Here is a 12,105-nt window from a genome sequence, read left to right on the forward strand (position 1 = left end):
AAAAACCTGCAATTAGCAGGTTTTTTATTGCTTTAAAAAGCGCTATTAGCTGTTTGCGTCGCTAAACTCTTTACACGCTGCTTTATCATTACACTCACCGTATAAATACAAAGAATGATTTGTAAGGGTAATCCCATTTTCTTCAGCAATCTCAAGTTGACGACGTTCAATCATATCATCTTCAAACTCTACCACTTTGCCACATTTCAAACATACTAAATGATCGTGGTGCGTACTTCCAGAGAGTTCAAATACTGATTTTCCACCTTCAAAGTGATGACGGCTTACAATACCTGCATCATCAAATTGGTTAAGTACGCGGTATACAGTCGCAAGACCAATTTCTTCACCTAGATCCAAAAGAATTTTGTAAACATCTTCAGCACTGATGTGTTGGTTATCTGGAGATTGTAAAATCTCTAATATTTTAATACGCGGTAAAGTTACTTTTAAACCGGCTTTTTTAAGTTCCAAGTTATGATCAGTCATTAAATCTGTCTCAATTTTATTTGGTTATACTAGACATCTTGCAAAGATGTACACGACACATTAGCAATAAACAGGATAACGTGCCTAAGCGTTAAGTGCAAAGAACAATTGATTTATATTGCTATTAAAGCTTAAATCGCTAACTGTTTGATAGTTATTTAAACAGCTCGCGATATATGTAGAAAATTAGTCAGCTAATTCACTTAAACACATTTCTTCATACACTTGAGCCGACCATGCTTTAACACGTTGCTCAGTTAGCTCTGGTTGACGGTCTTCGTCGATACCCAGGCCTACAAAGTGCTTCTCATCAGCCATGCCTTTAGACGCTTCAAAGTCATAGCTTTCGCTTGGCCAATGGCCCACAACAATAGCGCCACGCTCAGTAACGATATCGTTGATCATGCCCATTGCATCTAAAAAGTACTCTGCGTAATCTTCTTGGTCTCCACAACCAAAAATAGCCACAAGCTTACCTTCGAAGTCCACTTCCTCAAGCTCAGGGAAAAAGTCGTCCCAGTCACATTGCGCTTCGCCGTAGTACCAAGTCGGAATACCGAATAAGATTAAATCAAATTCAGCTATCTCTTCTTTAGAGCTTTTTGCAATATCATGAACAGCCACTAGCTTTTTACCCAATTCTTTTTGGATCATTTTTGCTACGTGTTCTGTGTTACCTGTGTCACTTCCGAAAAAAATGCCTACACTTGCCATGGATTTAAAACCTTTTATGTATCAATAGCCAATCTTTCTTGTAAAATCGTTTCAATCAGCGCACTGCGGCTAATATTTTGTGCATCTGCCATATCACTTAATGCTTGATATAACTGTGATGAAACTTTAAATTCAACACGTTTTAAACCACGTGCTTTATCTCTTTTTATTTGATTACGTTTATTTACCTTTAACTGCATATCCCGTGAAAGGGGATTGGTTTTAGGCCTGCCTGGGCGTTTTTCGTATTCAAATAAATCGAGTGTAGTTCTATCTGTTTCTGACTTCGCCATGCTTAACCTACACCTGCGCCTTGCCAAAATACTTGAATAAGCCCTTTAGCAATAAAGCCTGAACAACCTAAAAAGAGCACGCCCCAGACAATGTATTGTCCGAACTTTGGTACATTACCACTTTTTAGTACGTCTTTAATTGCCATGCCGATGAATATGAAAATACCGGCTAAGCCAAAATACAACCCTAGGGTATCAAATTCGTTAATTAACTGACTGACCATCAACGTATAACCTTTAAATTAAACGGCGCGTACTATAGCATATAAATATTGATATATTTAGTGCGCAGAATCAAAAACACGCGATTAAAATTACTTTAAATCGCAGTTAAAAAGTCATTTATCGCTTTATTAACAGCAAGGGGCTTTTGAGCATGAAGCCAATGACCTGCTCCATGAATAATTTTAGCCTTGGTGTTTTTAAAGCGTGTTGTAATTGCAGTACGATGTTCGGGCAAAATATAGTCAGAATCGTTGCCTTTAATGAAAAGAGTATCGCATAAACAAGAATTGTTTTCATTAACATTGGATGTGATTGTCGAATATTTTTCATTGAGCACATTTAAGTTAAATCGCCACGCAAAACGACCTTCTTCATTTTTAGCGAGGCTTTTAAGTAAAAATTGTCGAACTCCAAGCTCTTCGATAAAAGGCTGCATAATTGCATCAGCTTGTTTTCGATCGTCGATTGATTGTGCTGAAACTGCTTTTAATGCTTGCAGTATTTTTGTGTGGCGAGCGGGGTAACTAACAGGTGCAATATCAAGTACAACCAATTTATTTACCAGCTCAGGATGGGTAAGTGCTAATTCCATTGCCACTTTACCACCCATAGAGTGGCCAACTAAATGGGCCTTATCTATGTTTAAACGGGCTAATAACTCAACAATATCTTGTGCCATTGCTGGGTAATTCATTTCATCGCTATGAGGTGACAGACCATGGTTACGCAAATCAACGTTTATAACATTAAAGTGTTCACTTAATGGCTTTGCAATAACATTTAAGTTTTCTAATGATCCAAAAAGCCCGTGGATCAAAATAACGTTAGGACCTTGCCCTTGTTGCTTGTAATTTAACTGCATACTAGCCTCCTGAAAATTTGGCCATAGTTTGCCGAGCATTGCTCTAAAAAGCAAAAAATACAGCGACTATTTATTCAATTGGGCTTTTGTTTGTTAAATCAACAACAATCAAGTAAATATTAATATGTTTACGGGAGTGCTTGTTGTAACTCGCATTTCTGATTGGTTTGGGTATAATCACACGGGAGAAAGAAATGTGACCCGTAATGACAGGAATAACATGAAACAAATCGACATAGACGACGAATTATATCAATATATTGCAAGCAATACGCAAAGTATTGGTGAAAGTGCATCCACTATTTTACGTCGTTTATTAAATCTGAGCGGCGAAAAAATTCTAACCGCAAACGTAGAACTAACTCAAAACAATCAAACTGCGACTACGTCCACTGCTACATTAAAAAGCTCAGACCCAACGGCTGCTGAGACTACAAAAAAACAAACACCTGTAGCTCACGCACCTGTGCAGCAAAAAAGTGATAATATTTTTAATGTACTAAATAAAGAAGAGCTGGCAATGCAAAAGGGCGTTGTTGGACGTTTTTTGTTTATTTTAAGTGCATTTTACCGTACACATAAAACTGACTTTTCGGCTGTATTAGATATAAAAGGCCGCGACCGTGTTTACTTTGCTACCAGCAAAGAAGACTTAGTTAATAGCGGCAGTAGCATGAATCCTAAAAACATAACTGATAGTGAATATTGGGTTATGACGAATTCTAATACAACGCGTAAAAAAATGATGCTTCATGAAGTGGCTCTTTGCCTTGGTTACAGTGCAGAGCAAGCTGAAAAAATTCGCGATTACCTGTAAGGAAATATAATGGCTATTCACTCAGGCGCAGGTAAAACTGCTCCACAATCGGCACTGGTTAATGTTCCAAAATTAGTATCTGCCTATTATTTAAATGAACCAGATCTTGAGCAGAATCCTGAGCATTGCGTTGCTTTTGGTACATCAGGCCACCGTGGGTGTTCTTACGATGTTAAATTTAACGAATCACACATTTTGGCGATTACTCAAGCTATTTGTGATTACAGAAAACAAAATGATATTTTTGGTCCGTTATTTTTAGGTAAAGACACACACGCACTGAGTGAGGCTGCATTTAATTCAGCTATTGAAGTTTTAGTTGCTAACGAAGTGCAAGTGATAACGCAAGAAAACGGTGACTTTACACCAACACCTGTAATCAGTCATGCCATCGTTAGTCATAATAAGCTACACCCAAATGAGCTTGCAGACGGTATTGTAGTTACCCCGTCGCATAACCCTCCTGAAGATGGTGGCTTTAAATACAACCCACCTAATGGCGGGCCTGCTGATACCGACGTCACTAAATGGATTGAAGACAGAGCAAATCAACTTTTATTAGAAGATTTAGTTGAAGTTGAGTTATTCCCATTCGCCAAAGCTTCACGTTCAGGTTTTATCCGCTACGAAGATTTAATGACTCCTTATATTGATGATTTAGCAAATATCGTTAATTTAAAAGCAATTAGCGATGCAGGTATCAAAATTGGTATCGATCCACTTGGTGGTTCGGGTATTAATTTTTGGCCTGTTATTGCTAAAAAATATAATTTAGATTTAACCGTTGTTAATGATGTTGTTGACCCACGTTTTGCTTTTATGCCACTTGATAAAGATGGCAAAATTCGTATGGATTGTTCATCACCTTATTCAATGGCGAATCTTATTGCATTAAAAGATGATTTTGATGTGTCTATTGGTAACGACCCTGACTACGATCGCCACGGTATTGTAACGCCAGATGGTTTAATGAATCCAAACCACTTTTTAGCAGTGGCAATCGATTACTTACTTAAACACCGTGATTGGAATGAAACCGTAGAAATTGGTAAAACATTGGTTTCTAGCTCTATGATTGACAAAGTAGCTGCTCGTAACAGCCGTAAAGTTAAAGAAGTACCCGTAGGCTTTAAATGGTTTGTTGAAGGCTTAAGTAAAGGCAAACTTGCGTTTGGTGGCGAAGAAAGCGCCGGTGCGGCATTCTTACGTTTTGATGGCTCTGTATGGTGTACAGATAAAGACGGCTTCATAATGGGGCTACTCGCTGCAGAAATACTTGCTGTGACAGGTAAAACGCCATCAGCGCTTTATAAAGAATTAGAACAAGAGTTTGGTTCTCCAATTTATAAACGCCTAGATGCACCTGCTACAAGCGGTCAAAAATCACGTTTAAAAGCATTGAGTGCTTCTGATGTTAAAGCAGATACACTTGCTGGCGAGCCTATTTTGCAAAAATTGACTCATGCACCAGGTAACGATGCGGCAATTGGTGGTTTAAAAGTGGTCACTGAAAATGGCTGGTTTGCAGCGCGTCCATCGGGTACTGAAGATATTTATAAAATATACCTTGAATCATTTAAAGGTGAAGCGCATTTAGCGTTACTTGAAAAAGAAGCTAAAAAGCTTGTAGATTCAGTTATAAGCTAACTTAATCTAATAATTTTAAAACGGCTGATTTATTCAGCCGTTTTCGTTTCTATACCTTGTGTATTTATAAAAATATATGCATAAGAGTCTACTCTCACATTATTTTTAAAGGGCTTATTATATGTCAGCCAATCCATCTTACTTAAATGAATTAAAACAAACTGGCGATTTTTTAACGCTTAGTCGTGACAACGAATGGCATTTAGATGCAGGTGAGTTTGTTTTAGATAATGGGACTCGTGTAAATATACACGATACCGGTGTAATTGAGTTTCAACCTGCTGTTAAAACAAGCAAAGATGTAGTTTATTCAAGCGCTGTACACGGTAACGAAACTGCGCCAATTGAAATTTGTGATACGCTCATTAAACAAATTATAAAAGGCGAGCTGATACTTAAGCAGCGTGTTTTGTTTATTTACGGTAATCCACAATCAATTAATATTGGCCTGCGTTTTGTAGAAGAAAACTTAAATAGATTATTTAATGGTCACCATACAGTTGAAGGTGTACCAATGAATAATGAGCGAAACCGCGCTGCAAAGCTTGAGCAGTACGTAAGCGATTTTTATGCCCGTGGCGAGCAAGGCAGCAGCCGATGTCATTACGATCTACATACTGCTATTCGTGGATCAAAGAATGAAAAGTTTGCCGTGTATCCATTTTTACATGGTAAGCCATGGAAAAAGTCGCAGTTACAATTTTTATTGAGCTGTGGTGTAAATACCGTGCTTATGATGAAATCTCCTGCAACAACATTTAGCTATTATTCGTCATTTGTACATGGTGCAGACTCGTTTACAGTAGAGCTTGGACAAGTTAAGCCATTTGGGCAAAACGATATGACACGTTTTGAAAAAACAAAGCAAACACTGACTGCATTAATTAGCCAAACTGACGTTGAATACCTTAAATTTAATGCAGAAGACTTTGAGTTGTTTTCAGTGCATAGAACAATTAACAGGACACAGGACAATTTTAGTTTTCCTTTTTCTGACGATGCCGAGAACTTTACTGGCTTTGCGAAAGGTGAACTACTTGCAACCGACGGTGATACAGCGATTTACGCTGACGTTGAAGGAGAGGCTATTATTTTTCCAAATGCGAGCGTAGCATTAGGGCAAAGAGCACTCCTTACTGTTATTCCAATGGATATTGATAGTAATTTCATCTAATTTGACTCATCAGACCACTAGTAACTTAAAGTTAACTATATGATTACTATTAATTAAAGTAGCCGTATCGTTAACTTGCCACTTATTTAGCCAGTATTTGCTTTTGTTTTGTCCCAGATTTGTTGAATAACACTTTACGTTAACGTAAAGTGTTGGCAGCTTTAATTAAAGATAGTGCAGATGTTGCAAAGTTTAACCAGCAACAATCACCCACAATAATAATTTAAAGGGGCACTGTTTTACCGACAACAAAAGAAGGTAGGTTATGAGTAATCCAAATAACGTATCGCTGAATATTAACCACGCGCTTGAATTTATTGATGGCCAAGCACTTAATATTCCAACCCTTAGTATTTTAACTGAGGACGGCGACATCCATCCTAGTGCAACCGCACCTGACATTTCAAAACATACCGCTATTAAGTTATATGAAACAATGCGTTTTATACGTTTGTTAGATGAACGTATGCAAGGCGCGCAGCGCCAAGGCCGTGTTAGTTTTTATATGCAATGCCTAGGCGAAGAAGCCGCAGTTACAGCCTCTGCTGCTGCACTTGATCAAGACGATATGATCATGGCGCAATATCGTGAACAAGCTGCATTGCATTACCGTGGTTTTACACTTGATCAATTTATGAACCAAATGTTTTCAAATGAATTGGATTTAGGCAAAGGTCGCCAAATGCCAATCCATTATGGCTCTAAAGCGCTAAACTACATGACGATTTCATCGCCATTGGGTACGCAAATACCACAAGCAACGGGTTATGCATATGGCCAAAAAATAAAGCACATCGACGCTAAAACAGGCGAGCTTGCCAGCACAATTGATAATGTGACTATTTGTTACTTTGGCGAAGGTGCTGCATCAGAAGGTGACTTTCATGCCGGTTTAAATATGGCCGCTGTTCACAGAGCGCCGGTTATATTTTTTGCACGTAATAACGGCTATGCAATATCAACCCCTGCTGATGAGCAGTTTAAAGGCGATGGTATCGCCTCGCGTGGTGTTGGTTATGGTATTAAAACAATTCGTGTTGATGGCACAGATGCACTTGCAGTGTATGCAGCGACCAAAAAAGCACGGGAAATAGCCTCAACACAAGGTGAACCTGTACTTATTGAATCAATTGCTTATCGATTAGGCGCGCACTCTACATCAGACGATCCAAGTGGTTATCGCTCTAAAGAAGAAGAAGCGAATCATCAAACGTGTCCTATTGATAAATTTAGAAAATGGCTGGTCAAGCAAGACTGGTTAAACGAAGAAGACGACATAAAAGCAAAAGAGTCGATTCGTGAAGAAATTTTAGCAGCGCTAAAGCGTGCTGAAGTTGTTGCCAAGCCTGCTTTAGAAGAATTGGTCTCAGACGTTTACGATACACCTATTCCCTTATTGCAACGCCAGTACGAACAATTAAAAGAACATATAAAGCAGCATCCAGATGCTTACCCAGTAACCGCAGGGAGAATTAAGTAATGGCTAAAATGAACATGCTTCACGCAATTAACTCTGCCCTGGATATTACGATGAACGAACACCCTCAAGCCTGTATTTTTGGCGAAGATGTTGGTTACTTCGGTGGTGTATTTAGAGCAACATCAGGCTTGCAAGAAAAGTACGGTAAGCATCGTGTTTTTAATACGCCTCTAACCGAGCAAGGTATTTTAGGCTTTGCTAATGGTTTAGCGGCATTTGGTGCACCTGCATTGGCAGAAATTCAATTTGCTGATTATATTTTTCCAGCGTTCGATCAAATAGTAAATGAAGCTGCTAAATTTCGTTACCGTAGTGGTAATGAATTTAATGTGGGTAACTTAACTATTCGTACGCCTTATGGCGGTGGTATTGCAGGCGGCTTATATCACTCGCAATCACCCGAAGCTTATTTTGCGCATACACCGGGCTTAAAAGTGGTTGTACCGCGTAACCCTTATCAGGCTAAAGGTTTATTACGTGCTGCAATTAAAGATGATAACCCGGTCATATTTTTTGAGCCTAAGCGTTTATACCGTGCATCAACAGGCGAAGTGCCTGAAGATGATTATAGTATTGAATTAGGCACGGCTGAAGTAGTACAAGAGGGCACCGATATTACGCTTTTAGCGTGGGGTGCTCAAATGGAGATTATTGAAGAGGCAGCACAGCAAGCAAGCGAGCAAGGTATAAGCTGTGAAGTAATAGATCTTCGTAGTATTTTACCATGGGATGTTGAAACGATTGCTAAATCGGTTATTAAAACCGGCCGTTTAATTGTGAGCCATGAAGCGCCCATAACTAATGGCTTTGGTGCCGAGATAGCAGCAACAATACAACAAGCGTGTTTCTTGCATTTAGAGTCGCCAATTTTACGTGTATGTGGCTTAGATACACCATACCCGTTGGCACTTGAAAAAGAATATGTACCGGACGCACTAAAAGTGTTGGCTGCAATTAAACAATCAATGGATTTTTAGGGGTTACCATGGCTAAAGATTTTATATTACCCGATATTGGTGAAGGCATTGTTGAATGCGAAGTTGTTGAGTGGCTAGTTCAAGAAGGCGATACCGTATCTGAGGATCAGCCAATTTGTGATGTGATGACAGACAAAGCATTAGTACAAATTCCGGCAGTGCATGATGGTGTTATTACAAAGCTATATTATCAAAAAGGTGAAATTGCTAAAGTACATGCCCCTTTATTTGCTATGGATGTAACTGGTGATAGTACGAGTAATGAAGTAGTAGAAGAGCTAGTACAAGCTGAAAATCAAACTTATAACAATGCATCTGATGTAGTTGAGGACTTTATACTACCAGATATAGGTGAAGGTATTGTCGAATGTGAGATTGTTGATTGGCTAGTCGCAGAAGGCGATGAAATAGAAGAAGACCAAGCGGTTTGTGACGTAATGACCGACAAAGCATTAGTACAAATTCCGGCAAAATATACAGGCACAGTGCAAAAGTTATATTACCAAAAAGGTGAAATAGCAAAAGTACATAGCCCGTTGTTTCAAATGACAATTGCAGGCAGTGCAGTAAAGCCAAGTGTTGATATAAACCAAGCGGTCGTAAAGGCTCAAACTAATGCTGTCGCTGAAAAAGTTGCCACTGTTAAAACAAAGCAAGCTGTAAAAGTTATCAATCAAAAAGCGGTGGCGTCGCCTGCGGTTCGCCGTAAAGCACGTGAACTTGATGTTGATTTAACGTGTGTACCAGGTAGTGGTAAAAATGGTCGAATTTACAAGCAAGATATTGAAGAGTTTGTAAAAGGCGAAGTGCCAAATACTATTGATACTTCACCGCTTAATAGCGATGCTTCTCAAAGTGCAGTGCAAAACCAAACGCAGAATCAAAGCGGTGGCGTACGAGTAGAGCAAATTAAAGGCATTAAAGCGGCCATGGCCAAGCAAATGGTGGCTTCGGTTTCAACTATTCCGCACTTTACGTTTAGTGATGAAATCGACTTAACACAGCTAATCGCTTTGCGTAGCGCTTTAAAAGAGCAGTACAAAGCACAAGGCGTAAAGCTCACCATGATGCCATTTTTTGTAAAAGCACTTTCGCTAGCAATGAAAGAGTACCCTGTACTTAATTCAAAAGTGAATGATGATTGCTCAGAGCTTACCTATTATAGCGATCATAATATTGGTATAGCGGTTGATTCAAAAATTGGCTTGTTAGTCCCTAATATCAAATCGTGTCAGAGTAAAAGCATTGTTGATGTGGCAAATGATTTAACTCGCTTAACTCATTCAGCGCGAGAAGGGCGTGTTGCACCGGATGATTTAAAAGGTGGGACGATTAGCATCTCTAATATTGGTGCAATTGGCGGCACTATCGCAACCCCTATCATTAATAAACCAGAAGTGGCAATTGTTGCGCTTGGTAAACTACAGCATCTACCACGTTTTGACGAAAGTGGGCAAGTTGTGAGTAAAGCTATTATGCAAGTGAGTTGGTCTGGCGATCATCGCGTTATTGATGGCGGGACTATTGCTCGTTTTAATAACCTATGGAAATCGTACTTAGAAAATCCTTCGGCAATGATGATGGCAATGAGTTAATAACTCAATTGTTAATGTGTAATAAAAAACCAGCTTTAAGCTGGTTTTTGTTTTAATATGAACTGTTTTTAATTAAGATACAATTGTTACTAAAAAGTAATTGAAATCAAGCCCATTAGGGAATATAAAAAATAACATTAAGGAATATTATTATGGAATATTATATGGATGCGTTGCGTAGCTACGCAGATTTTTCAGGTCGTAATCGCCGCAAAGCTTTTTGGATGTTTTATTTGATTAACTTTTTAATCGCTTTAGCATTATCAGTAGTTGATGAAGTACTTGGTATAGCTCTTATTGGCACTATTTATAGCCTTGCACTATTAATTCCTCAATTAAGCGCCGGTGCTCGTCGCCTTCATGATACTGGCCGCTCTGGTTGGTGGCAGCTACTTTGGTTAGTACCTATTATTGGTTGGATAGTTATAATTATCTTTTTAGCGCAAGATTCTCACGAAGGTGAAAACGATTTTGGCCAAAACCCTAAAGAAGGTTTTGTGGCAGCAGAGTAAGTTACTATGTTTTAGCAAAAAGCTCAGCAATTGCTGAGCTTTTTTGTGTTTATAATTTACAGTATATCTTTAGATATCAACCAAAAAATAGAGTCCATAGCCTACAAGTAAAGCGGGAATAGATGTATAAAGCGTAGCTATCACTGCAGCTCTAGGAGCCATTGCTATTGCTGGAAATAACGCATCACCATCGTTAGAAATCGCGTTTCCTGCTAAAGCACTAAAGGGAATAATGCCTTGAATATACAATGTAGTGACAATTATTTGCGGGCCACAGCCAGGTAAAAACCCAATAACAACTGCAATAAGCGGTGCTAAATAGGCGTAATGTACAAACCACGTTTTTAAGTTCAGTCCTGCAATATTGACTAAAATTTCAAATAACATAAAAGAGGCTACTACCCATGCAGTTACAAAGTGTGTGTCTTGTAATACTTTAATTATTTTAGAAGGAGGATTACAGGTATCATCTTCTGAGGTCACTTCTTTATAACTTTCACCCTTTGACGAAAATGCCCAAATACTGACAACAAAGAGTGCCATTGCGGCACCAAAAATACTGATCACAGTATCTATATTTGTGCCAAATTTTGTGAAGTCGACATTAAATGCAATTAAGAAAGCAATCATTAAGCTAGGTACAATTGTTATCATCCACACAGGTTTACTAATTTTAATAATATTAGTGGGTAAAATTTTAATTTGATGTTTTTGTTCTTGCGCTGTTGGGCGTAAAAAATCTTTACTGTGCATTGCATTAACAAGTAATCCACTTACTATACCGACAGTTAATCCTATCCCCATAATAATTAAACCTTCAGTAGGGCGTGTGGCAAGTAGCAAAAAAGCAGCATCGCCCATCGTTGCTGTTAGCACAGCAACAATAGAGCCAAAGCTCGCTTGACCTTTAGTAAACTGCGTAACAACTATAATAGCGCCACCACAGCCAGGTAATGCACCTAAAACAGCAGCAAAACTAATTTCTAAAATAGGCGACTTAGCACTTAAATAACTCAGCTCTAGTTGAGGTAAATGCTCTATAGCGTAGTAATAAATCAAAAGGGTAGCAGCAACAAACACACTCACTTGAAAAAAAGCATCGCTTAATGCAGTCACAGTAATTTCACGTAAGGTAGGTAATGCTAAGCAAACCAATATAAATAAAGGTAGCAATAAACGTTTGTTTTGGCCTATAAACTGTCTTGACGCGGGAGTTATTAAACCAAAGTGAGAGAGTAGAATCATACAATGCGACCTAATAAATTATCTAAGTCACACTGTATATTTTAATTAAACGATAATCAATATCATTTGCATTAA

The 12,105-nt window shown here is 38.6% G+C and carries 13 protein-coding genes; 7 read left to right on the forward strand and 6 right to left on the reverse strand.

Translation table 11 applies throughout. The annotated features are described in order from the left end of the window. Positions 1-45 precede the first annotated feature (45 nt). The 5 genes from fur to P20495_RS18610 all read right to left on the reverse strand — a co-directional run bounded on the left by fur (position 46) and on the right by P20495_RS18610 (position 2,583). Entirely contained in the window at positions 46-489 is a 444-nt protein-coding gene (fur, locus tag P20495_RS18630; protein ID WP_002962922.1) for a ferric iron uptake transcriptional regulator, read from the reverse strand. Positions 490-675: 186 nt separating this feature from the next. Further along, positions 676-1,203 carry a flavodoxin FldA gene (gene fldA / locus P20495_RS18625; RefSeq protein ID WP_007375757.1) on the reverse strand — a complete coding sequence of 176 codons (528 nt, stop codon included), beginning with the start codon at positions 1,201-1,203 and terminating at the stop codon, positions 676-678. Positions 1,204-1,217: 14 nt separating this feature from the next. Beyond that, positions 1,218-1,496 (reverse strand): LexA regulated protein, encoded by a 279-nt coding sequence (ybfE, locus tag P20495_RS18620; protein WP_002962928.1) that lies wholly within the window; start codon positions 1,494-1,496, stop codon positions 1,218-1,220. 2 nt (positions 1,497-1,498) lie between these two features. After that, a complete protein-coding gene (locus P20495_RS18615) occupies positions 1,499-1,720 on the reverse strand; it encodes a DUF2788 domain-containing protein (protein WP_002962930.1) in 222 nt (73 codons plus the stop codon). 95 nt (positions 1,721-1,815) lie between these two features. Further along, positions 1,816-2,583 (reverse strand): alpha/beta fold hydrolase, encoded by a 768-nt coding sequence (locus tag P20495_RS18610; RefSeq protein ID WP_008133719.1) that lies wholly within the window; start codon positions 2,581-2,583, stop codon positions 1,816-1,818. A gap of 220 nt (positions 2,584-2,803) precedes the next feature. On the opposite strand from P20495_RS18610, the gene seqA reads away from it, so the two are divergent. From seqA to P20495_RS18575, 7 genes are all read left to right on the forward strand, one after another. Next, positions 2,804-3,400 (forward strand): replication initiation negative regulator SeqA, encoded by a 597-nt coding sequence (seqA, locus tag P20495_RS18605; RefSeq protein WP_007375759.1) that lies wholly within the window; start codon positions 2,804-2,806, stop codon positions 3,398-3,400. 9 nt (positions 3,401-3,409) lie between these two features. Further along, a complete protein-coding gene (gene pgm, locus P20495_RS18600; protein ID WP_007375760.1) occupies positions 3,410-5,047 on the forward strand; it encodes a phosphoglucomutase (alpha-D-glucose-1,6-bisphosphate-dependent) in 1,638 nt (545 codons plus the stop codon). A 121-nt stretch (positions 5,048-5,168) separates the two neighbouring features. Beyond that, positions 5,169-6,221, forward strand: a complete 1,053-nt coding sequence (gene astE, locus P20495_RS18595; RefSeq protein ID WP_008133722.1) for a succinylglutamate desuccinylase — start codon at positions 5,169-5,171, stop codon at positions 6,219-6,221. 265 nt (positions 6,222-6,486) lie between these two features. Continuing rightward, positions 6,487-7,701 carry a thiamine pyrophosphate-dependent dehydrogenase E1 component subunit alpha gene (locus P20495_RS18590; RefSeq protein ID WP_008133723.1) on the forward strand — a complete coding sequence of 405 codons (1,215 nt, stop codon included), beginning with the start codon at positions 6,487-6,489 and terminating at the stop codon, positions 7,699-7,701. Further along, positions 7,701-8,678, forward strand: a complete 978-nt coding sequence (locus tag P20495_RS18585; protein WP_008133725.1) for an alpha-ketoacid dehydrogenase subunit beta — start codon at positions 7,701-7,703, stop codon at positions 8,676-8,678. The genes P20495_RS18590 and P20495_RS18585 overlap by 1 nt, the downstream gene beginning before the upstream one ends. Before the next feature lie 8 nt (positions 8,679-8,686). Beyond that, positions 8,687-10,273 (forward strand): dihydrolipoyllysine-residue acetyltransferase, encoded by a 1,587-nt coding sequence (locus P20495_RS18580; protein ID WP_008133727.1) that lies wholly within the window; start codon positions 8,687-8,689, stop codon positions 10,271-10,273. A 152-nt stretch (positions 10,274-10,425) separates the two neighbouring features. Further along, positions 10,426-10,785 carry a DUF805 domain-containing protein gene (locus P20495_RS18575; protein WP_033014910.1) on the forward strand — a complete coding sequence of 120 codons (360 nt, stop codon included), beginning with the start codon at positions 10,426-10,428 and terminating at the stop codon, positions 10,783-10,785. A 69-nt stretch (positions 10,786-10,854) separates the two neighbouring features. Here P20495_RS18575 and P20495_RS18570 read toward each other — a convergent pair whose 3' ends face one another. Then, a complete protein-coding gene (locus tag P20495_RS18570) occupies positions 10,855-12,030 on the reverse strand; it encodes a putative manganese transporter (protein ID WP_008133730.1) in 1,176 nt (391 codons plus the stop codon). Positions 12,031-12,105 lie beyond the last annotated feature (75 nt).

The sequence above is a fragment of the Pseudoalteromonas sp. BSi20495 genome (genome assembly GCF_000241185.1).
Lineage (GTDB): Bacteria > Pseudomonadota > Gammaproteobacteria > Enterobacterales > Alteromonadaceae > Pseudoalteromonas > Pseudoalteromonas fuliginea.